22 protein-coding genes are annotated in these 23371 nt (G+C 68.1%); 13 read left to right on the plus strand and 9 right to left on the minus strand.

From position 1 onward, the window contains the following. Positions 1-20: 20 nt before the first annotated feature. From AC3WPZ_RS13625 to AC3WPZ_RS13635, 3 genes are all read left to right on the plus strand, one after another. Entirely contained in the window at positions 21-1715 is a 1695-nt protein-coding gene (locus tag AC3WPZ_RS13625; protein WP_492440058.1) for an FAD-dependent oxidoreductase, read from the plus strand. A 185-nt stretch (positions 1716-1900) separates the two neighbouring features. Then, a complete protein-coding gene (locus AC3WPZ_RS13630) occupies positions 1901-3340 on the plus strand; it encodes an alpha/beta hydrolase (protein ID WP_492440060.1) in 1440 nt (479 codons plus the stop codon). A 169-nt stretch (positions 3341-3509) separates the two neighbouring features. Then, positions 3510-4664 carry an ABC transporter substrate-binding protein gene (locus tag AC3WPZ_RS13635; RefSeq protein ID WP_492440062.1) on the plus strand — a complete coding sequence of 385 codons (1155 nt, stop codon included), beginning with the start codon at positions 3510-3512 and terminating at the stop codon, positions 4662-4664. 7 nt (positions 4665-4671) lie between these two features. Here the strand turns inward: AC3WPZ_RS13635 and AC3WPZ_RS13640 are convergent, their stop codons facing one another. Then, positions 4672-5145 carry an acyl-CoA thioesterase gene (locus AC3WPZ_RS13640; RefSeq protein WP_382153395.1) on the minus strand — a complete coding sequence of 158 codons (474 nt, stop codon included), beginning with the start codon at positions 5143-5145 and terminating at the stop codon, positions 4672-4674. Positions 5146-5310: 165 nt separating this feature from the next. On the opposite strand from AC3WPZ_RS13640, the gene AC3WPZ_RS13645 reads away from it, so the two are divergent. Then, complete coding sequence (locus AC3WPZ_RS13645; protein ID WP_382322197.1) at positions 5311-5802, plus strand: DsrE family protein; 492 nt, start codon at positions 5311-5313, stop codon at positions 5800-5802. Between the two features lie 16 nt (positions 5803-5818). On the opposite strand, the gene AC3WPZ_RS13650 is transcribed toward AC3WPZ_RS13645, so the two are convergent. Next, positions 5819-7504 carry a SulP family inorganic anion transporter gene (locus AC3WPZ_RS13650; protein WP_492440064.1) on the minus strand — a complete coding sequence of 562 codons (1686 nt, stop codon included), beginning with the start codon at positions 7502-7504 and terminating at the stop codon, positions 5819-5821. A 172-nt stretch (positions 7505-7676) separates the two neighbouring features. On the opposite strand from AC3WPZ_RS13650, the gene AC3WPZ_RS13655 reads away from it, so the two are divergent. Continuing rightward, the gene (locus AC3WPZ_RS13655; protein ID WP_492440066.1) at positions 7677-8408 is read left to right on the plus strand and encodes a hypothetical protein; all 732 of its coding nucleotides are present in this window, start codon (positions 7677-7679) and stop codon (positions 8406-8408) included. Here the strand turns inward: AC3WPZ_RS13655 and AC3WPZ_RS13660 are convergent. The 3 genes from AC3WPZ_RS13660 to AC3WPZ_RS13670 all read right to left on the minus strand — a co-directional run bounded on the left by AC3WPZ_RS13660 (position 8378) and on the right by AC3WPZ_RS13670 (position 11831). Then, complete coding sequence (locus tag AC3WPZ_RS13660) at positions 8378-9715, minus strand: sulfatase family protein (protein ID WP_492440068.1); 1338 nt, start codon at positions 9713-9715, stop codon at positions 8378-8380. The two genes, AC3WPZ_RS13655 and AC3WPZ_RS13660, sit on opposite strands and share 31 nt — an antisense overlap. Before the next feature lie 7 nt (positions 9716-9722). Beyond that, on the minus strand, positions 9723-10688 hold the full coding sequence (locus AC3WPZ_RS13665) for a Bug family tripartite tricarboxylate transporter substrate binding protein (RefSeq protein WP_492440070.1): 966 nt from the start codon (positions 10686-10688) through the stop codon (positions 9723-9725). Between the two features lie 174 nt (positions 10689-10862). After that, positions 10863-11831 (minus strand): Bug family tripartite tricarboxylate transporter substrate binding protein, encoded by a 969-nt coding sequence (locus tag AC3WPZ_RS13670; protein WP_492440072.1) that lies wholly within the window; start codon positions 11829-11831, stop codon positions 10863-10865. Between the two features lie 95 nt (positions 11832-11926). On the opposite strand from AC3WPZ_RS13670, the gene AC3WPZ_RS13675 reads away from it, so the two are divergent. From AC3WPZ_RS13675 to AC3WPZ_RS13685, 3 genes are read left to right on the plus strand one after another with little or no spacing between them, the layout of a single operon-like run. Continuing rightward, positions 11927-12424 carry a MarR family winged helix-turn-helix transcriptional regulator gene (locus AC3WPZ_RS13675; protein WP_382322191.1) on the plus strand — a complete coding sequence of 166 codons (498 nt, stop codon included), beginning with the start codon at positions 11927-11929 and terminating at the stop codon, positions 12422-12424. A 13-nt stretch (positions 12425-12437) separates the two neighbouring features. Beyond that, positions 12438-13967: a BCCT family transporter gene (locus tag AC3WPZ_RS13680; protein WP_444687633.1), complete on the plus strand. Its 1530-nt coding sequence runs from the start codon at positions 12438-12440 to the stop codon at positions 13965-13967. A gap of 13 nt (positions 13968-13980) precedes the next feature. Next, positions 13981-14664 carry a MarC family protein gene (locus AC3WPZ_RS13685; RefSeq protein WP_291120206.1) on the plus strand — a complete coding sequence of 228 codons (684 nt, stop codon included), beginning with the start codon at positions 13981-13983 and terminating at the stop codon, positions 14662-14664. Here AC3WPZ_RS13685 and AC3WPZ_RS13690 read toward each other — a convergent pair. From AC3WPZ_RS13690 to AC3WPZ_RS13705, 4 genes are all read right to left on the minus strand, one after another. Next, positions 14627-15304: a glutathione S-transferase gene (locus tag AC3WPZ_RS13690; RefSeq protein ID WP_492435628.1), complete on the minus strand. Its 678-nt coding sequence runs from the start codon at positions 15302-15304 to the stop codon at positions 14627-14629. The genes AC3WPZ_RS13685 and AC3WPZ_RS13690 overlap by 38 nt on opposite strands. Positions 15305-15313: 9 nt before the next feature. Then, positions 15314-15658: a GNAT family N-acetyltransferase gene (locus tag AC3WPZ_RS13695; RefSeq protein ID WP_382322188.1), complete on the minus strand. Its 345-nt coding sequence runs from the start codon at positions 15656-15658 to the stop codon at positions 15314-15316. After that, positions 15645-15932: a GNAT family N-acetyltransferase gene (locus tag AC3WPZ_RS13700; RefSeq protein ID WP_382322187.1), complete on the minus strand. Its 288-nt coding sequence runs from the start codon at positions 15930-15932 to the stop codon at positions 15645-15647. The genes AC3WPZ_RS13695 and AC3WPZ_RS13700 overlap by 14 nt, the downstream gene beginning before the upstream one ends. Before the next feature lie 163 nt (positions 15933-16095). Further along, positions 16096-17076: a porin gene (locus AC3WPZ_RS13705; protein WP_382153453.1), complete on the minus strand. Its 981-nt coding sequence runs from the start codon at positions 17074-17076 to the stop codon at positions 16096-16098. 273 nt (positions 17077-17349) lie between these two features. Here AC3WPZ_RS13705 and AC3WPZ_RS13710 point away from each other — a divergent pair, with 273 nt between their 5' ends. The 5 genes from AC3WPZ_RS13710 (at position 17350) to AC3WPZ_RS13730 (ending at position 23366) form a co-directional block, all read left to right on the plus strand. Further along, positions 17350-18639, plus strand: coding sequence for a Rieske 2Fe-2S domain-containing protein (locus AC3WPZ_RS13710; protein ID WP_444687627.1), 1290 nt, complete (start codon positions 17350-17352; stop codon positions 18637-18639). Continuing rightward, a complete protein-coding gene (locus AC3WPZ_RS13715) occupies positions 18632-19363 on the plus strand; it encodes a class II aldolase/adducin family protein (RefSeq protein ID WP_444687626.1) in 732 nt (243 codons plus the stop codon). The genes AC3WPZ_RS13710 and AC3WPZ_RS13715 overlap by 8 nt, the downstream gene beginning before the upstream one ends. A 73-nt stretch (positions 19364-19436) precedes the next feature. Continuing rightward, the gene (locus AC3WPZ_RS13720; protein WP_492440075.1) at positions 19437-20477 is read left to right on the plus strand and encodes an ABC transporter substrate-binding protein; all 1041 of its coding nucleotides are present in this window, start codon (positions 19437-19439) and stop codon (positions 20475-20477) included. A gap of 8 nt (positions 20478-20485) precedes the next feature. Next, a complete protein-coding gene (locus AC3WPZ_RS13725; protein WP_492435623.1) occupies positions 20486-22243 on the plus strand; it encodes an ABC transporter permease in 1758 nt (585 codons plus the stop codon). Positions 22244-22268: 25 nt separating this feature from the next. After that, entirely contained in the window at positions 22269-23366 is a 1098-nt protein-coding gene (locus AC3WPZ_RS13730; protein WP_492440077.1) for an ABC transporter ATP-binding protein, read from the plus strand. The last annotated feature ends 5 nt before the right edge of the window (positions 23367-23371 follow it).

Genomic DNA, 23371 nt, shown 5'->3' on the forward strand with positions numbered 1-23371 from the left:
AATCGACGATGGAGACGGGTGTGGCGGAATTCTCGACGCTGGAGCAGGCGCAGGCCGAAGGGGGCGAGCTGCGGGTGGACGTGCTGATCGCGGGCGCGGGTCCTTGTGGGCTGATGCTGGCCAACGAACTGGGCTTGCGCAATGTACCGTGCCTGGTGGTGGACCCCAAGGCCACCACGGCCTTCAACCCGCAGGCCAACGCCACGCAGGCGCGCACCATGGAGCACTTCCGCCGCATCGGCATCGCGCGGCAGATCCGCGCGCTGGGCCTGCCCGGCGACCACCCGACCGACATCGCCTACTTCACCCGGTTCGCGCGGCACGAGCTGGCGCGCCTGCGCCTGCCCACCGCCGCGCAGGCCACCGAGCAGATCAAGTCCCTGGCCGGTTCGTGGAGCGCGGCCGAGCTGCCGCACCGCGTGTCGCAGAAGTACGTGGAAGCCGTGCTGCGCGAGCATGCCGAGCAGCGCACCGGGCGGCGCATCGGTTTTGGCTGGCGGCTGCAGTCCTTTGACGACACCGGCGACGAGGTGGTGGCGCAGGTGGCGCCTGCCGCAGGCGGCCCGGCGGTCACGGTGCGGGCGCGTTACCTGGTGGGGGCCGACGGCGCGCGCAGCGCTGTGCGCGGCGCGCTGGGCATCGAGATGGGCGGCGCCACCGGCCTGCAGCGCCAGTTCATGGGCGGCAAGATGTTCGCGATCTACCTGCGCGCGCCGGCGTTCTACGAGCGGTATCCGCACGACATCGCCTGGATGTACGTCTCGGTGAACCACGAGCGGCGCGTGTTCATGGCCTCGGTGGACGGGCGCGGCGAGTTCGCCTTCCACGCCGCCGTGCACCCGCACGAGACACCGGAGGACTGGACGCACGCCGACGCGCGCCGCATCTTCGCCGAGGCCAGCGGCATGGACATCGACTTCGAGGTGCTGTCCACCGGCGTGTGGATCGCGGGCCATTCGCTGGTCGCCGAGCGTTACCAGCGCGGGCGCGTGTTCATCGCCGGCGACGCGGCCCACCTGTTCACGCCCACCGGGGGCCTGGGCTACAACACGGCGGTGGGCGATGCGGTGAACCTGGGCTGGAAGCTCGCGGCGGTGGTGAAGGGGCAGGCGCACGCCTCCCTGCTGGACAGCTACGAGCAGGAGCGCCGCCCCATCGGCCTGCGCAACACGGCCTATGCGCGCGAGTTCGCCGATTCGGTGGGCCTGTTCGAGGTGACGCCCGAGCTGGAGGCCGAGGGCGCCAGGGGCGACGCCCTGCGCGCGCAGGCCAGCGAGGTGCTGGGCGCGCACGTGCGGCGCGAGTTCAACATCCCGGGCGTCACATTCGGCGAGCGCGTGGATGCCTCGCCCACCGTGTTCGGCGACCCGGCCCGGGTGCCGCCCGACCAGGCCAACGCCTACCACCCGTCCACCCAGCCGGGCGGGCGCCTGCCGCACCGCTGGCTGGAGGGCGAGCGTTCGCTGTACGACCTGCTGGGCTTCGAGTGGACGGTGCTGGCGCCGGCCCACGCGGGGGCCGAGGCCACGCGCCTGGCCGAGGCGGGCCGCGCGGCGAGGCTGGACGTGGCCGTGCTGCTGCTGAAAGCGGAAGAGGCGGGCGACCTGCTGGACGAAGGCCTGCTGCTGGTGCGGCCCGATCAGGTGATTGCCTGGCGCGGCGCGGACGTGCCCGAGAACGCTGCCGCCCTCTGGGCGCGTGTGGCAGGCACCTGAGCCTTGGCAAGCGGTGCCCGACCGGTGGTGGGGTCCGCGTCGCCTGGGCGACTGGCACCGGGTATTCACTATGGGTTCGGGCGATCTCCAGTCGCATAACCGACTCCCTGCTCAGCCATGCGCGGGCAGGCATCGGTTCCCAACAACGACAGGAGACAAGCTTGAAAACACCTATCAGACTTCGTTTGGCGGTTTTGGCGGGCACGGCATGGCTCGCGGCGTGTGGTGGAGGAGGCGGTGGCAACGAGCCCGCGCCGCCCCCGCCGGTGGTTCCGGAAGAGGCCCGCGCTCAGGACAGCAAGGTCTACACACCGGCCGCGCCGGGCGCCACCACCTTTGCCGTCATGGCCGGCGTGGCGGTCGGCACGGACCGATGGGCCGGCGTGCTCAATGGCGCGTCCTACCAGATCGAGGTGCCGGCGACCTGGAACGGCAAGCTGGTGATGTACGCGCACGGTTATGTGGGTGAAGTGCCGTCGCTCAACGTCACGGCGCCCACGATCCGGCGCTACCTGATCGAGAACGGTTACGCCTGGGCCGCGTCGAGCTACTCGAAGAACTCGTACGACGTGCGCGCGGGCGTGGAGGACACCAACGCGCTCGCGCTCGCCTTCAACCAGATTGCGGCGGCCCGAGGCCGCCCGCTGCCGGCGCCCACGAAGCTGTACATCACGGGCCATTCCATGGGCGGGCACGTCACCGGGGCCGCGATCGAAGAAGAGACCTACGCCACGGCGAAGAACAAGGTGCGCTATAACGGCGCCGCGCCCATGTGCGGCGTGATGGGCGATGCCGAGCTCTTCAACCGCTTCGCGGGCATGCAGGTCGCGGCCCAGGCGATCGCGGGCGTGCCGAGTTACCCCACCAACAAGTGGTCGGAGATCCAGGGCCTGGTCACCACCGCCCTGTTCACCACCTACAACAATGCCAACATCGTGCCGAGCAACCCGCTGGGCGTGAGGTACCTGTCGGTGGTGGAGAACCTCACCGGCGGCGATCGCCCGCTGTTCGATCAGGGGGTGGCGTTCGGCCGCAGCTTCCAGTCGGCCTACGGCGTCTTTGGCAGCGATGGCACGGTCAACGGCATCCTGAACAAGAACGTGCTGGACACCAACGCCTACACCTACATGATCGACGGCGACGTGCCGAACTCCACCGCCCTGAACGCCTCGGTGCAGAAGCTGACGGCCGCGCCCGACGCGAACCGGCTTCGCCGCGACGGCCTGCGCTGGATCCCGGCGATCCACGGCGACTTCAAAGTGCCGGTGGTGTCCATCCACACGCTGGGCGATCTGTTCGTGCCTTTCAGCATGCAGCAGATCTACCGGCAACGCGCGGTGGCCAAGGGCAACGGGAATCTGCTGGTGCAGCGTGCGATCCGGGGCGCGAGCCATTGCGATTTCACCGTGGCTGAGCAGGTGCGGGCGTTTTCGGACATGGTGGCCTGGGCCGAGGGCGGGCCGCCGCCAGCCGGTGACGACGTGAGCACCCCGGCCACCGTGGCCGCCCCCACCTACGGCTGCACGTTCACCGACAACACCATCGGGCCGGACGATGCGGGCTCCGCCGCGTCGTCGTTGCGGCCCGTCATCCTGGGCGTGCTGCCCGGCGTCTGCCCGCCCTGAGGGAGGGTGTCCCCAGCTTCGGTGCGGCAACGCTGGGGCGCCGGAATCGATGAGCGGTTGAATCCGAGCGCCCGGTGAAGGCATACCCGGGAGGGGTACTCGATAGGATGGAACGTGGGGTCGCGCCTGGTGTGACGCCCCCGTTCGATACCTATAAACGGAGCCCCACATGCAGTCCTCCCCGCCCATGCCCGGCCTTTCGCGCCGCCATTTCAATGGCCTCGTGGCCGGTGCCGCCGTGTTGGGCGCGCCCGCGTTGCGCGCGCAGTCGGGCAACCGCATCGTGCTCGGCCAGTCGGCCGCGTTCACGGGCGCGGCGGCGCAGCTGGGCATCCAGTTCCACGCCGGGGCCAAGCTGTTTTTCGACCAGCTCAACGGCCAGGGCGGCGTGAACGGCCAGCGCATCGAGATCGTGCAGCTCGACGACGGCTACGAGCCGGACCGCTGCGCCGAAAACACCCAGAAGCTGCTGGCCAGCGAGGTGTTCGCGCTGTTCGGCTACATCGGCACGCCCACCAGCCTGGCCGCGCTGCCGCTGGCGACCAAGGCGCAGACCCCGTTCATCGCGCCCTTCACGGGGGCCATGGGCCTGCGCCAGCCGTTCAACCGGCTCGCCTTCCACCTGCGCGCCTCGTACAACGACGAGACCGCGCTGATCGTGCGCCAGCTCACCAACCTCGGCCTGAACAAGGTGGCGGTGTTCCACCAGAACGACGCCTACGGCAAGGCCGGCCTCGATGGCACGGTGCTCGCGCTGACGGCGCGCAACCTCAAGCCCGTGGCCACGGCCACGGTGGAGCGCAACTCGGTGGATGTGGCGCAGGCCGTGGCCACCATCAATGCGGCCAAGCCCGACGCGGTGGTGCAGATCAGCGCCTACAAGTCGTGCGCGGCCTACATCCGTGCCGCGCGCGCGGCGGGCTACGGGGGCACCTTCTACAACGTGTCCTTCGTCGGCACGCAGGCCCTGGCCGACGAACTCGGCAAGGACGGCGCGGGCGTGGTGGTCTCGCAGGTGGTGCCCACGCCATACAGCGCGTCGCGCCCGATCACGCGCGAGTTCATCGAGGCCATCGGCAAGGGCGGCAACAAGGTGCAGCCCAACTTCTCCAGCATGGAGGGCTTTCTCGCGGCGAAGCTGTTCAGCGAAGGCCTGCGCCGCGCGGGCTCGCGGGTCACGCGCGACAGCTTCATCAGCGGCATGGAGGCCATCGGCGAACAATCCTTCGGCGGCTTCCAGGTCTCGCTGGGCCCGAACGACCACGTGGCGTCCAGCTTCGCGGAGCTGTCGATGCTCACCGGCGACGGCAAAGTGCGGACCTGAGGCCTTCTCAGCGGATCGCCGCGTAGCGCTGTTCCATTTCCTGGCGCATGGTCTTGCGCAGCGTGGCCGCCGCGTGCCGGCGGTGCTCGTCGGGCGTGCCGGGTTCGAGCGGCGGCACGGCCTGGGGCTTGCCGTGGTCGTCCACCGCGATCATGGTGAAGAAGCAGCTGTTCACGTGCCGCTGCGCCTGGGTGCGGATGTTCTCCGCGATCACCTTGATGCCGACTTCCATCGACGAGGTGCCGGTGTGGTTCACGGCCGCGAGGAAGGTGAGCAGTTCCCCCACCTGGATCGGCTGGCGGAACATCACCTGGTCCACGCTGAGCGTGACCACGTAGGACGCCGCGTAGCGGCTGGCGCAGGCGAAGGCCACCTGGTCGAGCAGCTTGAGCACGGTGCCGCCGTGCACCTTGCCCGAGAAGTTGGCGGTGTCGGGGGTCATCAGCACCGTCATGCTGAGTTGGTGTCGGGGCAGTTCCATGAATCGGTCCGTGGGTCGGTTGGCGCAAGAGCGGGGCGCAGGCGGGTGATTCTGCAGGCATTAAAGAAGCTGTTTCGAATATCCGGATTTTCAAGCTAACCTCGGGCTCCCCCACCACAGGAGACCATCATCAACACCCGTCTTGTCCCGCTGGCGCTCGCCGCCTTGCTGAGCACCGCCGCCTGGGCCGGCCCCCAGGACCCTTCGCCTTTCGACGGCACGCGTTACGCCCCTCAGAAAGCGCTGTACGACTTCAACTTCGCCAAGCCGCTCGAGGGCAAGGCAGCGTTCGGTTACATCAAGAACCACCTGCGCGCGATCAAGGAATACGGCGACCCGGCGAAGTCGCACATCGTGATCGTGGCGCACGGCAACGAGCTGCACGCCTTCTCGCGCCTCAACCGCGCGGCCTACCCCGACATGTACGAGGAGCTCAAGGCGCTGAAGGACGCGGGCGTGACGATCCGCGTGTGCAGCAACGCGGCGCGTTCGCGCGGTTACAAGCCCGACGAGTTCTACGACGTGATCACCGTCGTGCCGGCCGCCGTGATCGACCTGGCCAAGTGGCAGAACGAGGGCTACAGCTACATGTACGCCGAGAGCTTCCCGCGCCTCACGCGCGAGGAGCTCGTGAAGCAGACGATCGAACTGCAGTAAGCCACGGACGGCCGGCTCAGGCCGGGGCAGCGCCCTGCACGGTGGGCGCCGCCTCGGTGAGCGCATCGGCCGCGCGCAGGCCGTCGGCCTCGGTGCGGTAGAGGTGCAGGCGCGGGCCCGTTTCCAGGTGCCCGGCCAGGCGCAGCACGTTCTCCACCGGCAGCTTGATGCCGACCAGGTGCAGTTCGATGCGCTGGTCGTCGAGCTGTTCGCGCAGGCGGCCGAAGGCTTCGGCGCCGGTGGCATCGATCCAGTTGATCGGGTGCGCGATCAGCATCACGTGGCGGGTGTCGGGGTGGGCCGCGATGTGTTCGGACACCGCGCGCTCGAAGCCGTTGGCGGTGGCGAAGTCCAGCGCGGCGTCCATGCGCAGCGCATACAGACGCGGCGCCAGCGGCGGCAGTTTCCAGAGGTGGCGGTCACGCAGGCTGCCGTCGGGGTGCAGGCCCACCTCGATGATGCGCGGGTGCAGCCGCAGGTAGAGGAAGTGCGACAGCGCCATGAGCACGCCCGCCAGCACGCCCCAGTACAGGCGTGGCGCGGCCAGCACCGTCACCGCGAAGGTGATGCCGGCGATCACCGTTTCCACGCGCGAGAGCTTCCACAGCTGGCTGAAGGCGCGCGGCTTGATCAGGCCCATCACCGCCACCAGCACGATGGCGGCCAGCACCGCCAGCGGCACGTGGTGCAACAGCGGGATGAACAGGAGCAGAGTGATCAGCACCACGATCACCGAGAAGATGGTGGCCCAGCCGGTCTTGGCGCCCGCGTACAGGTTGAGCGCCGAGCGCGAGAACGAGGAGCTGGTGGGGAACGCACCGCTCAGGCCCGAGGCCAGCTTGGCCAGGCCTTGGCCGATCAGGTCCTGGTCCTGGTCCCAGCGCTGGCCGCGCTGTCCGTTGTCCACCTTGGCGCTGGACGCGGTTTCCAGAAAGCTCACCAGCGTGATCACCAGCGTGGGCACCACCAGCTGGCCGAGCGTGGCCCAACCCGGCCAGCCGGGCCAGTAGGCGGCGGGCAGGCCCTGCGGCAGCGAGCCGATGACCGCGCCGCCCAGCGCCTGGAAGCCCACGGCGTAGCTGATGGCCGCGCTCGCCACCACCACGGTGAGCACGGTCGGAAAGCCCGGCCGCCAGCGGCGCGCCAGCACCAGCAGCGCGAAGCTGGCCACACCGAAGGCCAGCGAAGGCCAGTGCACGTGGGGCTGGGTGAACAGCGTGTCCCAGCCCGCGAAACCGAGCAGGGCCGGCAGTTGCGAGGCGATGATGAGCACCGCCGCGGCCTGCGTGAAGGCCATGAGCACGGGTGAGTTCACGAGGTTGAGCAGCCAGCCGAAGCGCGCGAAGCCCAGCGCGATCTGCAGCAGGCCGGTGAGCAGGGCGAGCCACACCGCCAGCGCCACCCATTGCGCGCTGCCAGGTTCGGCCAACCCGCTGAGCGAGGCGCCCACCAGCAGGCAGGTGAGCGCGGTGGGCCCGACCGAGAGGCGCGGCGAGGCGCTGAACAGCACCGCGATCAGCGCCGGCAGCAGCGAGGCGTAGATGCCGGTGACCAGCGGCATGCCGGCCAGCGCGGCGTAGGCCACCCCCTGCGGGATCACCATGAGGCCGACCGTGAGGCCGGCCAGGGCCTCGCCGCGCAGGAGGGCGGCGTCGGGGCGCGGCCAGCGGAGGAAGGGGAACAGGCGGTGGGAACGTGACATGCCCCGATCCTACTGAATCGACCGTGGCCTGCCCGCGGGGCCCAGGCGGTTCGTGCGCGCGATCGCTTGATTCGTTCCTGATTCCGCCCAGGCGGACCCACAGCGCCAACCGCGAGGCGAGAGTGGCTCATTCTGTGGGCGTTTCTGTCGCCCCGCACCAAGGATTCGCGCCATGTTGTCAAGCATCTTCCAGCTCTTTCACCATGCCCTCGCACATGCGGAGGCGGATGCCGATCCTGCCGGCGGATGGAAACAGCGCCTGGCGGGCCTGCCCGCGCAACAGGCCGAAGTCCTCGCCGCCAACGACCACCTCCGGGGTTTCCTGGCGGCGGTGATCCGGCACCACGAAGAAGGCCGCATGGCGGAGGGCGCGTGGCCCGAGATCGTCCAGTTCCTGACGGGCAGGCGGGCGGCGCTTCCCCCGTCGGTCGCGCACCTGGGGCCCCAGTGGCCCGGGGCGCGTGACAGCTCGGCGGTCCTGGCCGAACTCTGGCGCTCGGATCGAGGGGGCGCGGATGGGACCCCTGAAGACACCATCGTCCGGTTCCAGGCCGTGTTGGCGCACTTGAAAGAGCAGGCAAGGGGCGAATCGTGGCTGTCCCACGGCTTCAAGGTGGAGTTCCAGGGTCTGTGCCGCGACCCGGCCGTGGGCCCGCTGGACCGCATCGAGGTGGTGGACGTCGCCGAGCTGAAACTCGGCCCCATGGATGGCGAGCAGCTGCGGGGCTGCGTGCAGCGCATCGCCCGGCTCCAGCGCCTGCTGCCCGAGGAGGTGTATCCCTGCATTCACGACGTGCTGATCCGGATTGCCAATGAGGCGAGCTGGCAGCTGGACCTGTTCGGCCCGTCCGAAGAGCGCTTGCTGCCGGCGGCTCAACGCTGCGGCATGTCCTTGGCCGAATAACCCAGGCTCACCGTCGCATCCGCCGGGATGGGCGGCACGCTGGCGTCCCAGGCCACCCACTGTTCGCGCATGCGCGCCAGCCGCTCGGGCTCGCGCGCGGCGAGGTTGGCGCGCTCGCGCTCGTCCTTGCCGATGTTGAACAGGTACTCGTGGCCATCCACCTGCAGGTATTTCCAGTCGCCCTCGCGCAGCGCGCGCTGGCCCCGGTGGTTCATGCGCCAGTAGAGCGGGCGCTCGAAGCGCTGCGCGGGGTCGCGCAGCACCTGGAGCAGGCTCACGCCGTCCAGGGGCCAGTCCGGGTCGGCCTGGCCGCCGCCGGCTTCGAGCAGGGTGGCCGACCAGTCCATGGTCATGCAGTGCTGGGTGCTCACCGTGCCGGCCGGAATGGCGGCGGGCCAGTGTGCGATCCAGGGCACGCGGATGCCGCCTTCGGTCAGGTCCATCTTGCCGCCCACCAGCGGCCAGTTGTCCGAGAAACGCTCGCCGCCGTTGTCGCTGGTGAAGACGATCAGGGTGTTCTCTTCCAGCCCCTCTTCGCGCAGCGCGGCCATGAGGCGACCGATGCCTTCGTCCATGTGGTGGATCATGCGGCGGTAGGTCTGCACGTCGCCGCCGTGCAGGTGGAACAGGTTCTTCGCCACGTCCGAGGCCACGTGCGCGTCGTCGCGCGTCTCCCAGGGCCAGTGCGGCGCGGTGTAGTGCAGGCTGAGCAGGAAGGGCTTGCCGGCCTTGGCGTCGGCCGCGCGCTGGCGCACGTGGTCCACCGCGCGCTGCGACAGCACGTCGGTGAGGTACCCCACCTCGTGGTGCTCCTGCTCGTCGATGTAGAGGTCGTGTTCGCCGCTGGACGAGCAGTGGGTGAAGTAATCCACGCCGCCGGCCATGATGCCGAAGAACTCGTCGTAGCCCGAGCGGCGCGGGCCGAACGAGGGCGGGTAGCCCAGGTGCCATTTGCCGATGAGGGCGGTGTGGTAACCGGCCTTCTTCAGCAGCGACGGCAAGGTGGGCACCTCGGGCGGCAGGCCCAGCGTGGTGCTGCCCTTGCTGCGGCTGTTGATGGGCTCTTCCATCGCGCCGCGCAGCCGGTACTGGTAGCGCATGGTGATGAGCGCGAAGCGCGTGGGCGAGCACACCGGCGAGTTGGCGTAGCCCTGGGTGAATTTCACGCCGCCGGCGGCCAGGCGGTCGATGTGCGGCGAGACGGCGCCGAAGTCGGCCTCGCGCCCGCCGTAGCAGCCGAGGTCGGCGTAGCCGAGGTCGTCGCAGACGATGTAGATGAGGTTGGGGCGTTGCTGCGTTGAGGTCATGGTGTGCTCACTCCACCTTCATGCCGGTGGCTTTGACGATCGGGCCGTAGCGGTTGTACAGCGCGTCCAGGCGCTGGCTGGCCTGCGCGCCGGTCAGGCCTTCGAAGAACAGGTCCAGGTGGGTCATGCGGGCCTGCACGTCGGGCCGCTTGAGCGCGTCCACGATGCCCTTCTGCAGCGTCTGCGCCACCGCGTCGGGGGTGGCGGCGGGCACCATCACGATGTAGAGCACCTCCTGCTCCAGGCTCTTGAGGCCGGCTTCGGCCACCGTGGGCAGCTCGGGCGCCAGGCGCGAGCGCTGGCGGCTGGTGACGGCCAGCGCGGTGATCTTGCCGGTCTGCACGTGCGGCAGCATGCCGGGCGTGGCGAGCACGCCCCCGTCGACCTCGCCCGAGAGCACGGCGGTGACGGCCGGCGTGTTGCCGCGGTAGGGCACGTGGGTGATCTTCGCCCGCGTGGCTTCCTTGATGACCTCCACCGCGAGGTGGCCCGGGCTGCCGCTGCCGGCCGAACTGAAATTCAGCCCCTTGGTCTTGGCCATCTCGACCATGCCGGCCAGGTTCTTGATGCCGGTGGCCGGGTTCACGCCCACCAGCAGGCCGGAAGAGGCCATCACCACCAGGGGCTTGAGGTCGCCGCGTTTGAACGGCATGTTGCCGTAGAGGTGGGGGTTGACGGTGAAGGTGGTGTCGATGCCGAACAGCACGGTGTAACCGTCGGCCGGCGCGCGCGCCACGTCGGCCGCGCCGATGTTGCCGGCCACACCGGCCTTGTTCTCCACCACGAAGGGCTGCTTGAGCGTCTCCTGCAGCACGGCGGCGACCGAGCGCGCGAGCAGGTCCGAGGGGCTGCCGGCGGGGAAGTTGTTGACGAAGCGCACCGGCTTGTTCGGGTAGCCGTCCTGGGCGGCAGCGAAGGGAACGGCGGTGGCCGCGAGCAGGGTGAGGGCGAGGCGGAAGGCGGTGATCTTCATGGAGACAGATAAAAGGAAAAAAGAACTTGGTTTTTCACCGAGCCGTTTGAATCGAAACAATGCCCACCAGGGGCACCAAGGGTTCGGCTCCGCCGGCCCGAGATGCCGTCCCCCCTCGAAGCGCCGAAGGCGCGCCACGGAGGGGGGAAGCCGCGCAGCGGCGCAGGGGGGTGTTCACGGCTGATACCCGGACTTCTGCACCACGGGGGCCCATTGAGCGCGGTAGGCCGCGAGCATGCGGCGCGTCTGCTCCGGCGTGCTGGCCACCGGGCCCAGGCGCGCGTCGTTGAAGCGGCGCACGGTCTCGGGGTCCTGCATGACCTCGCGGATGGCCTGGCCGAACTGCGCCGCGCGGGCCGCGGGCATGCTGGCGGGGGCGAAGAAGGTGTTCCAGCCGTCGGCGCCGAGGTCCAGCCCGGCTTCCTTGAAGGTGGGGATGGCGGGCGCGAAGGGCGAGCGCTTGGCGCTGGAGACGGCGAGGATGCGGATCTTGCCGGCCTCGTGCTGCGGCAGCAGGGAGTCGAAGGTGTCGAAGGCCACCGGCACCTGGCCGCCCATCAGGTCGGCCAGCAGCGGGCCGGAGCCCCGGTAGCCCACCACCTGGGCCTTCACGCCCGCCTTCTCGCCCACCATGAGGCCGAAGAAGTGCGGCAGGCTGCCAGTGGCCGGCACGCCGAAGTTGGCCTGCTCGGGGTTGGCGCGCAGCCAGGCCAGCAGGTGGTTGAGTTCGCGCACCGGCACACCCGCGCCCACCGCCACCGCGAACTCGTAGCTGCTGGCCTGCGACACCGGCTGGAAATCCTTGTCGGGGTCGTAGCCCGCGTCCTTGAACACCAGCGGCGCGACCAGCATCAGCGCCGGGTTGGCCAGCAGCAGCACGTTCTGGTGGGCCGGCGTGGCCTTGAGCTGCTGGGCCGCGATGCGCCCACCGCCGCCGGTGCGGTTCTCCACCACCACGGTCAGGCCCAGCTTGGGCCCGAGCTTGTCGGCCACCAGGCGCGCGACGCGGTCGGACGAACCACCCGGCGCGTAAGGCACCACCACGCGCAGGGAGCCTTCGAGGGCCTGGGCCTGGGCCGGCAGGGCGGTGGACGCGGCAAGCGCGGCGGTGAGGGACAACAGCAGCCGTCGGCGGGGGGTCATGGTGGGTCTCCAGAGGGGGAAATTTCCCGAGCAACCCAGCATCCTATGCAGCGACAATCAATTGCAGAAATCAATCATTGCGGGTGTTTTCCCTGATGAGCAACCGAATCACGGCGCCGCAGCGGCAGGCCGACCTGCTGCTGTACCGGCTCTACCGCATCCACATCACCGCCGGGCGGCTGGTGGTGCACATGTGCGAGAGCGAATTCGGCATCACGCGGCGCGAGTGGCGCATCCTGTCCTTCCTGGCCGAGCGCGAGGGCGCGCTCTCGTCCCAGCTGGCCGAACACGCCATGCTCGACCGCGCACGCACCTCGCGCACCCTGAGCACGCTGGTGACCAAGAAACTCGTGGTGCGCCAGCCTCGCCCGTCGGACCGGCGCGAGGTGCACGTTTTCCTGACCGACGAGGGCCGACGGCTGTATGGTGAGATCTACCCGCGCGTGGCGGCGATCAACCGCGAGCTGGTGGCCGACCTCGATGGCCCTCAGCTCGAACAGCTCGACGCCATGGTGGATGCCCTGCAGGCCCAGGCCGGCCGCATGGTGGCGGCCCGGCCCGAGACCCCGACACCGCAGGACGGTGGAGATTGAGGAGGACCCTTTCATGCAACTCATCGTTTCGGCCGGCGTGATCCTGGCCATCGTTCTGTGGGGCGTCATCGCCCCCGATTCCCTGGACGTGCTGTTCCAGGGTGCGCTGGCGGTCATCACGCGCGACTTCGGCTGGCTCTACCTGTGGGTGGTGCTGGGCCTGGTGGTGTTCGCGCTGGTGCTGGCGTTCAGCCGTTATGGCGATCTCAAGCTCGGTGGCGAGGACGATGAGCCCGAGTTCTCCATCGGCAGCTGGTTCGCCATGCTGTTCGCGGCCGGCATGGGCATTGGCCTGGTGTTCTGGGGCGTGGCCGAGCCGATCTCGCACTACGGCACGCCGCCGCCCGGCATCGCGGCGCGCACGCCGGAAGCCGCCAACGCGGCCATGCGCTACAGCTTCTTCCACTGGGGCCTGCACCCCTGGGCGGTCTACAGCATCGTCGCGCTGTCGATCGCCTTCTTCCAGTTCCGCAAGGGCGGCACCGCGCTGGTGAGCACGGCGGTGCAGGCGCTGCCCTGGGCGCCGCTGCAGCGGCTCGGGCCGGTGGTCAACGTGCTCGCGGTGATCGCCACCGCCTTCGGCGTGGCGGCTTCGCTCGGCATGGGCGCGCTGCAGATCAACAGCGGCCTGCACGCGCTGCTGGGCCTGCCGGTGGGCGAAGCCCAGCAGGTCGGCATCATCGTGGTGACCACCGTGTTGTTTCTGGCCTCGGCCGTCAGCGGCGTCACCAAGGGCATCAAGTGGCTCTCCAACATCAACCTGGTGCTTGCCGCCCTGCTGGCACTGGTGGTGTTCGTGGTCGGCCCCACGGTGGTCATCATCGACGCCTTCACCTCCACGCTGGGCAGCTACGTCAGCGAGCTGGTGCGCATGAGCCTGCGCATGACACCGTTTCGCGACAGCACCTGGGTGGGCGGCTGGACCATCTTCTACTGGGCCTGGTGGGTGAGCTGGTCGCCCTTCGTGGGCCTGTTCATCGCGCGCGTCTCGCGCGGCCGCACGATCCGCGAGTTCGTCCTGGGCACCATGCTCGCGCCCAGCCTGGCGGCCTTCGTCTGGTTCTCGGTGTTCGGCGGCACCGCGCTGCATCTCGAGATCATGCAGGGCGTGCCGGTGGCCGACGCGGTGCGCGCCGACGTCTCCACCGCGCTGTTCGCGATGTTCAAGGCGCTGCCCATGACCGCGCTGATGTCCGGCGTGGCCACCGTGCTCGTGCTGCTGTTCTTCGTCACCTCGGGCGACTCGGCCACGCTGGTGCTGGGCATGATGAGCACCGGTGGGGAGGAGAACCCCGGCGCGCGCGTGAAGATCGCCTGGGGCCTGCTGATCTCGGGCATTGCCATCAGCCTGCTGCTGGCCGGCGGCCTCAAGGCCGTGCAGACCGCCACCATCGTGTTCGCCCTGCCTTTCACCGTGGTGATCGTGCTGATGGCCATCGCCCTGTGGCGCGGCGTGCGCGACGACTGGGACGAAGAGCAGCGGCGCGAGCGCGCGCTGCGCCGGCGCATGCGCGACCTGGTGGAGCCGCCGCGCGCGCCTTGAGACAATCGGGTGCATGACCCTCGAACTTCTGCTGGCGCTCGGGAAGAGCTTTCTCTTCGTGTTCGCCGCCATCCTGCCGATCCTGAACCCGGCGGCCACCGCGCCCATCTTCCTCGGTCTCACCGAAGGCGCCTCGCCGTCCACGCGCGCGCTGCTGGCGCGGCGCATCGCGCGCAACATGTTCGCACTCATGATCGGCTCCATGCTGGTGGGCTCCTACGTGCTCGACTTCTTCGGCATCTCCCTGCCCATCGTGCGCGTGGGCGGCGGGCTCATCGTGGCGGCCTCGGCCTGGCGCCTGCTCAACGCCGGCCACGCCACCCAGGACAGCCGAGCCGAACTGGCCGAGGCGTTCACGCCCGAGCAGGCGCGCCGGCAGGCGTTCTACCCGCTCACCTTTCCCATCAGCTGCGGCCCGGGCTCCATCGCGGCGGCCATCACCGTGGGCGTGGCCCTGCACGACCAGCGCTTCGCGCTCTCGCTGGCCCGCATGGGCGGCGGTGTGCTGGCGCTGTTCGTCATCGGCGTGCTGCTCTACCTGGCGTTCCGTTACGCCGACCGCCTGCTCAAACCCCTGGGCGAAGCCGGCACGGTGATCTTCCTGCGGCTGTCGGCCTTCATCCTGCTCTGCCTGGGTGTGCAGATCGTGTGGGACGGGGTCAGCGAATTGCTGCGGGGCTTGCTGGTGGCGGCGTGAGCGCCGGCGGGGCGGGGAATCTCGTCACCTGACCACTGGGCAGCTTCGCCATGGCGGCGGTGAACAGCGGGTGCGACAACCACCCGGCCAGCCAGGCTTTCAGCGCGGGCAGGGGCAAGCGGTCCTCGAACCAGGCCGGGTCCACCGCCGCGAACTGGCGCACGAAGGGAAAGATGGCGAGGTCCGTGGCGCAGGGGCGGTCGCCGCCCAGCTGGGCGCTCTGTTGCAGGCGGGCGTCCAGGGGTTGAAGCAGCGCGTCCACCGCCTGCGCGCGGTGCCGCGCCGGGTCGGCACCGTCGAAACGTTCGGGGTACTTGGTGCGGTCCAGGTGGTGCTTGAAGGCGCCGTCGCACAAGGACAGCAGCTCCAGATGGGCCGGGCTCTGCGCGCGCGCCCACCAGCCCGCCGGGTCGTGCGCCGAGAACGCCCAGCGCATGATGTCCAGGCTTTGCTCCAGCACCTCGCCGCCGGGCAGCACGAGCACGGGCACCGTGCCCTTGGGCGAGAGGGCCAGCATCTCGGCGGGTTTGTCGCGCAGCACGATCTCGTGCGCGTCGAACTCGATGCCCGCCACCAGCAGCGCCATGCGCGAGCGCATCGCGTACGGGCAGCGGCGGTAGCTGTACAGCAGCGGGGCCACCCCGGCCCCTCAGGCCCGCAGCACGTCGCGGATCGACGGGTCCTTGTCGAACTGCGCTTTCGCGAACGGGCACAGCGCGATCACCTTGGTGTTGTTCGAGCGCACCCAGGCCACCAGCGCGTCGAGCAGCTGGCGGCCCACGCCCTGGCCCTTGAGGCTTTCGTCCACCTCGGTGTGGTCGATGACGATCAGCGTGGGGTTGGTGCGGCTGTAGGTCATCTCGGCGATGCGTTGCGCGCCCTGTTCGACGTAGAAGGCGCCTTTGGAATCCTGTTCCTGGTGCTGGATGGTGTGTTGTGCCATGGGATGGGGGAGGGTGGTTGAGAAAAAGGAAACGGGCTCAGGCCAGCACATCGCGGATCGACGGGTCGCGGCTGAACTGGGCCTTCACGTACGAACAGACGGGCACGACCTTGTTGCCCGTCTCGCGGGCCCAGGCCACCATCGCGTCCTGCAGGTGCTGCGCCACGCCCTGGCCGCGCAGGCTGGGGTCTACATAGGTGTGGTCCACGACCACCAGCGCAGGGTTGGTGCGGCTGTAGGTCATCTCGCCGACGCGCTGGCCACTGCGCAGGACGTGGAAGGCGCCGCGCGAGCCGCTTTCTTCGTGTTCGATGGCATGTTCCATGGCGGTTCTCCGGTGAAGGTTGCAGGCGTCAGGCTACCACCCGTGCCAATCACCTGTCTGTCGGCGGACACTGACAGGCGCACCGCCGTCTCGGAGTGGGTCGAAAAAAAGCCTGCCAACCCGTGAGGGCTGGCAGGCTTGAAGCCTTGGAGTGGGGGCGCGCTCAGAAATCGTGGCGGATGCCCACGGCGTACAGGCGGTAGTCGCGGGTGGTCACGCCCGCGGCGTTCTCGGTTTCGCCGTCCAGGTAGCCGCCGTACACGCGCGTGCGCTTGGACAGGGCGTAGGTCGCGGCCAGGGCGAAGGCCGCGCCCTTGCCGCTGGTGGCGCCGGCGGCGTTCTTGGCCTTGCTGCGCGAGTAGCCGGCGGTCAGCTCCAGGTTGCCCAGCGGCACGCTCACGCCCAGCGCCATCTCGTTGTCCTTGCGGTTGTCGCCGGCCTTGACGTTCTGGTACTGCGCGGAGAGGCGCGCCGGACCGAAGTTGTAGGTGGCGCCGACGGTGGTGTGCTGGCGGTCGTTGACCAACAGCGGCTGGTCTTCGTCCTGGTGGGCGACGCCCAGGTCGAGGTTGCCGGCGCGGTAGCGCGCGCCGATGGCAGTCACCTTGGGTGTGCCGGCCACGTCCTCATCGAGCGCGTAGGTCAGGCCGGCGCTGAAGCCGCCGAAGCTGGGCGAGTCGTAGCGGATCTGGTTGTTCGGGCGGGCGACGTAGGCGGCCAGGCCGGCGCGGTAGGCCTCGACGGCGGAGTTGAACTGCGAGTCGGCCGAGATGTTGTAGGTGTTGCCCAGGTCGAAGATGTCCTTGTAGATGCTGTCGGCCTTGCCCATGCGGACCGAGCCGAAGCCGCCGCTCAGGCCGACCCAGGACTGGCGCGAGAAACCGGCCGCGCCGGTGCCGTCGTCGGCGTTGAATGCCGTCTCGAGCTGGAAGAGGGCCTTGAGTCCGCCGCCCAGGTCTTCGCTGCCGCGCATGCCCCAGCGGCTGTTGGTGAGGTTGCCGCTGTAGAGCTGCGTGGTGCTCACGCCGTTGAGCTTCGTCGCCCCCAGCGAGGCATCGATGCGGCCATAGAGGGTGACGTTCGTTTGCGCCATGGCGCTGCCGGTACAGGCCAGGACGGCCAGAGCCATCAAGCTCTTTTTCATGAGGGATATCTCCTTGTGGTTCGGTCGGAGCCCGTCAGGGCCCCCGCCTTCCACACCGTGCGGAAGGCGGGCGGATTGTAGGCAGAAGAACAAAATTTTCTATCTAAGTAAAAATACCCGGTGTATTTAAAATCATCAGGGTAAACCCCTAAAAAAATGCCCAAAAATGGCGTTGATTCAAGGGATGTGGCGCCTTTACACTGGCGATCGACAAATGATAGATAGCTAAGTATTTTCTTAAATCTGACCAAACCCCTCGATAGGAGATGAGCGATGGAAACGGCTGAAGGCAACCAGTTCTTGACCCAGGTGGGCAAAGGCACACCCATGGGCGAGCTGATGCGGCGGTACTGGCACCCGATTTGCGCGGTGGCCGACATGGACGGCAAGTGGACGAGGCCGGTGCGGCTGCTGGGCGAACGCCTGGTGCTGTTCCGCAACCGCCAGGGCGAACTGGGCCTGATCGCGGAGCGCTGCCCCCACCGGCGCGCGTCGTTCCTGCACGGCATCCCCACGGCCGAGGGCATCCGTTGCCCGTACCACGGCTGGCAGTTCGACGTGGCTGGCAAGTGCATCGAGCAGCCGAACGAGGTCGACAACTGCGCGTTCCGCGACAAGGTGGCCATCGATGCCTATCCGGTGCAGGAGCTGGGTGGCCTCGTGTTCGCCTACCTGGGCCCCCAGCCCGCGCCGCTGCTGCCGCGTTTCGACGGTTTCGTCGCCGGCGGCACGATCCGCATGCTGGGTCGCGCGGAGTTGCCGGTGAACTGGCTTCAGGTGATGGAGAACTCGCTCGATCCGATCCACACCGAGTGGCTGCACGGGCACCACTACGAGTTCCTCAAGGAGCAGGAAGGCATCAAGGTCGCGATCAGCGCCCACCATGTGAAGATCGATTTCCGCGAGTTCGAGTTCGGCATCACGAAGCACCGCCTGCTGGAGGGACATTCGGAGGATGGCGACGACTGGCGCATTGGCCATCCGGTCGTGTTCCCGAACATGCTGGCCGTGGGCAATGGCGACGAGAAGTCGCGCTACTTCTCGTTCCAGATCCGGGTGCCGATGGACGATGAGAACACCTTGCACCTCTGGTACAACGCCTACGTGCCGCCCGAGGGTGTCTCGGTGCCGCAGCGCCTGCTGGACAAGGTGCACACCTACGACGTGCCTTTCAAGGACGACAAAGGCGAGTTCATCGTGGACAACGTGGACGGCCAGGACATGATGGCCTGGATCACCCAGGGCGCGATCGCCGACCGCACCCTGGAGAACCTGGGCGCGTCGGACAAGGGCATCGCCACCTACCGCCGCGTGCTGCGGCGCGAGATCAAGAAGATGCAGCAGGGCCAGGACCCGATCGGCATCGTTCGCGATGCCGCGCGCAACGCCTGCATCGACCTGCCGAACGAGAAGAAGAAGCACCACAACAGCGACGGTTTCGCCAGCTTCATGCTGCGCACCCACGCCAAGTACTCGCCCATCGCACAGGACCTGGTCAACGTGTTCGAGAACCCCAGGCTTCGGGAAGCGACCGAAGCCGCACTGGAAGCGCAGCATGGCTAACCCGGCGCAGACCCGAGGCGGCCTGAGCGCGGAAGACGCCCGGCAGGTGCTCATCGACTCGGGGCTCATCCTCGAGGCCGCGGGCCAGGGCGACCTCACGCGCGGCCACGTGTCGGTGCGCGTGCCCGGCGACCCGACCCACTTCTACATGAAGCCGCACAGCTTCGGCTTCGACGAGATCACCCACGAAAACATCGTCATCTGCAACCTGGATGGCGAGAAGATCGGGGGCGGCGGGCGAAAGCACAGCGAGGTGTACATCCACTCCGAAATCTACAAGGCGCGGCCCGATGTCATGAGCGTGATCCACACGCACCCCACGCACGCCGTGGCCTTTTCGGCCACGGGGCGGACCATGCGGCCGATCAGCCAGCCCAGCGTGGCGTTCCTCGATGGCCTGCCGGTGTACACCGACACCATCGAGCTGATCCGCACGCACGCAATGGGGGCCGGCGTGGCCAAAGCCCTGGGTCCCCACAAGGCCGTGCTGATGAGGAATCATGGTGTGGCGGTGGTGGGCGCCAGCGTCGAGGAGTCGACCATCCTGGCGATCCTGCTGGAGAACGCCTGCGAGATCCAGCTGCTGGCCGACGCGGCCGGTGCCGCCGGGGCCGAGTTCGACCGGGCGTGCATCGAGCGCCTGCACGACACCATCACCAAGACGGAGCAATACACGATCAACTTTGAATACCTGCGACGGCGCGCTATCCGCCAGAAGAGCTGAGAGGCGAGCCATCCAGCCGTTGCGAGCCGCGCCGGGAACACCGCCTGGACCCCATGATGAAGGAGACACAGCAATGAAGAAGATTCTGAAGAAAGTGGTGGCGAGCGCCCTCGTGGTGCTCGGTGCCCAGGGTGCCCTGGCCCAGGGCAGCGTGAGTGAACTGGCCCTGTACCAGGGCCCCGACCGGCAGGAGCGCCTGGTGGAGGCGGCCAAGAAGGAGAACGGGATCACGGTGTACCACTCGTATCCCGCGCTCACCAACGTGATGGCGGCCTTCACCAAGAAGTACGGCATCAAGACCCGCGCCTGGCGCGCAGGCTCGGAGGCCATTCTCCAGCGCGTGATCACGGAGTCGCGCGGCAACCGCTTCGAGGTGGACATCGTCCAGAACAACGCGCCCGAGAACGAGGCGGCCCACCGCGAGAAGCTGCTGCAGGCCGTGCGCTCCCCCTTCACGGCGGAGCTGATCCCTCAGGCCACACCGGCGCACGGCGAGTGGGTCGGCGTCACCCTGGACGTCTGGACCGCGGCCTACAACACCAGCCGCATCACGGAAGCCGAGCTGCCCAAGAGCTACGAGGACCTGCAGGACCCGAAATGGAAAGGGCGCCTGGGCATCGAGGCGAACAACCACGGCTGGTTCGGCACCCTGCTGCTGGAGATGGGCGAGGAGCGCGGGCGCGAGATCTTCAAGAACATCGTGGCCACCAACGGCATCTCCGCCCGCAAGGGGCATTCCCTGTTGACCACCATGGTCGCCTCCGGCGAGGTGCCGCTGGCCCTGACGGTCTACAACTGGAACCCCGAGCAGCTCAAGGCCAAGGGCGCGCCCATCAAGGGTTTCACGCTCAAGCCCGTGATCGCCCAGCCCAGCACCGTGGCCCTGCTGAAGAAGGCGCCGAACCCGGCCTCGGCCATCCTGTTCTACGACTTCATCGTCAGCGAGGAGGGGCAGCGCATCTTGCAGGAGTTCAGCTATGTGACCACGCACAAGAAGCTGCCCCACCCCCTGCGCGACGACGCCCTGCGCTACATCGATCCGGCCAAGGCCATCGACATGCAGAACGCCTGGCTGACCACCTTTGACGAGATGATCGTCAAGAAAGCCAAGTGATCACCGACATGAGCACTTCGCTGAACGCCGCCGGTGCCCGCCCGGCCAGGGTGCCGCCCTGGCGCAGGCTGGGCGGGGCGCTGAACATGCAGTGGCTGGTGATCGGGGCCTGCCTGCTGGCGGTGGCGTACCTGGCCCTGATGCCGCTGGGCTTCCTGATCTGGCAGAGCTTCTTCACGCCCGACACCGCGGGCGAGGCCTCGCGCTTCACGCTGGAGAACTACGCCCGGGCCTACGGCTCGACCGACACCCTGCACCTCATGGGCAACTCGCTGGTGTTCGCCAGCGGCACGGCGGTGTTCGCCTTTGGCGTGGGCGGCATGCTGGCCTGGATGAACGAGCGCACCAACACGCCTTTCAAGAAGCTGTTCTTCGCGCTCTCGATCATCCCGTTGATCATTCCCGGCATCATGTTCACGATCTCCTGGATCCTGCTGGGCAGCCCGAAGATCGGCCTGATCAACCTGCTGCTGCAGAGCTGGTTCGCCACCGACCACGTGTTCGTCAACGTGTACTCGATCTGGGGAATGATCTGGGTCGAGGGCCTGCACTACTCGCCCATGGCCTTCCTGATGATGACGGCGGCGTTCCGCTCGATGGACCCCTCGCTGGAGGAGTCGGCCCTGATGAGCGGCGCCAGCATCGGCCAGATCTTCTGGCGCGTGACGCTCAAGCTGACCTGGCCGGCGATCTTCGCCTCGATGCTGATCCTGTTCGTGCGCGCCATCGAGGCTTTCGAGGTGCCCGCGCTGCTGGGCATTCCGGTGGGCACGCAGGTGCTGACCTCCGCCATCTACCAGGCGGTGCACCAGTATCCGAGCCAGGTGGGCCTGGCGTCCTCGTACGGCACCACGCTGCTGCTCATCACCACGGCGGGCATCTACCTGCAGTCCCGGCTCACCGGCAAGGGCAGCAAGTACGCCACCGTCACGGGCAAGGGGTTCCGCCCGCGCGTGGTCGACCTGGGCGCCTGGCGCTATGTCACGGCCGCGGTGTTCATCCTGTACTTCGCGCTGATCGTGCTGCTGCCCTTCCTGGTGCTGCTGTGGTCGTCGCTGCAGAGCTACTACGCCGTGCCCTCCATGGAAGCGGCGCGCAACATGAGCCTGGACGCCTATCGTTTCCTCTGGGACCACCCGACCATCGCCAACTCGGTGTGGAACAGCCTGCTGCTGGCCTTCGGCAGCGCCACCATTGTGATGCTGATGACCTCGGTGGTGTGCTGGATCGTGATCAAGACCAAACTGCCCGGCCGCTGGCTGCTGGACAACGTGGCCTCCCTGCCGCTGGTCTTCCCGGGCCTGGTGCTGGGCCTGGCGGTGATGGTCTTCTACCTGAATTTCAACATCGGCGTCTACGGCACGCTGTGGATCATGCTGATCGTCTACGTGACGCGGTTCATGCCCTACGGCATGCGCTACAACAGCACGTCGATGCTGCAGATCCACAAGGAGCTGGAGGAATCGGCCCAGATGAGCGGAGCGGGCTGGGGCACGATGTTCTACCGCATCCTCCTGCCCCTACTCAAGCCGGGCCTGCTGGCCGGCTGGATCTACGTCTTCATCGTTTCGATCCGCGAGCTCTCGGCCTCCATCCTGCTGTACAGCCCGGGCAACGAGGTCATCGCCATCGTGATCTGGGAGCTGTGGGAGAACGGGCAGTTCGTGGAGCTGTCCGCGCTGGGCGTGGTGTTCATCCTGGCCCTGCTGATGCTGGTGATCCTGGCCCAGTACGTGGGACGCCGCTTCGGGGTGAAGGAAATCTGATGAACAAGCAACTGGAGACAAGCACATGCTGCGCGTAAGCAACCTCAACACGCAATACAAGGACAGCCACGGGCGCATCGTCAAGGCGGCGCAGGACATCTCCATCGAGGTGCCCCGGGGCAAACTGTTCACCCTGCTCGGGCCCAGCGGCTGCGGCAAGACCACGACCATGCGCTCGGTGGCCGGCCTGGAGAAACCCGTGTCGGGCAAGATCACGGTGAATGGCCAGCCGGTCTACTGCTCGAGCACCGGCGTCTTCATCGCGCCCAACAAGCGCAACTTCGGCATGGTGTTCCAGTCCTACGCGATCTGGCCGCACATGAACGTGTTCCAGAACGCGGCGTTCCCGCTCGAGGTGGGCTCTAAGAAATTCAGCCGCCGCGAGATCGAGGACAAGGTCATGCGCGTGCTGACGGTGGTGGGCCTGGAGAACTTCGCGGACCGCGAGGCGACCATGCTCTCCGGCGGCCAGCAGCAGCGCCTGGCGCTGGCGCGCGCGCTGGCCATGGAGCCCGAGTTGTTGCTGCTCGACGAGCCGCTGTCCAACCTGGACGCCAAGCTGCGCGAGCGCATGCGCTTCGAACTCAAGCGCCTGCAGCGCGAACTCGGCCTGACCACCATCTACGTCACCCACGACCAGAGCGAGGCGCTGGCGCTGTCGCACGAGATCGCGGTGATGAGCGAAGGCCGCATCCGCCAGATCGGCTCGCCGCGCGACATCTACGAGCGCCCGGCCAACCGCTTCGTGGCCGACTTCGTGGGCCTGACCAACTTCATCGAAGGGGACGTGCGGGCCTGGGTGGGCGAGAACCTGTGCGACGTCATGACCGGCATCGGCGTGCTGCGGGTCACCTCCTACGAAAAGCTGCCCGTGGGCGCGCGGGTGCTGCTCTCGGTGCGGCCCGAGGACGTGGAGCTCAGCGAACTGGCGCCGGTGGGCGAGAACGTGCTGGCCGCGACGGTCGACGCCAAGGTGTTCCTGGGCGAGTTCATCGACTTTCAGGTCAAACTCGGCGACCGTTCCCTGATGGCGCGCGCGCACCCTTCGCTCAAGACCATGGTGGGCGAGCCCCTGTATGTCAGGATCAACCCCGAAAAATGCATCTGCATCAGCCCGGACTGACGCTT

The organism is Hydrogenophaga sp. FW305-3-2-15-A-LB1 (genome assembly GCF_058787875.1).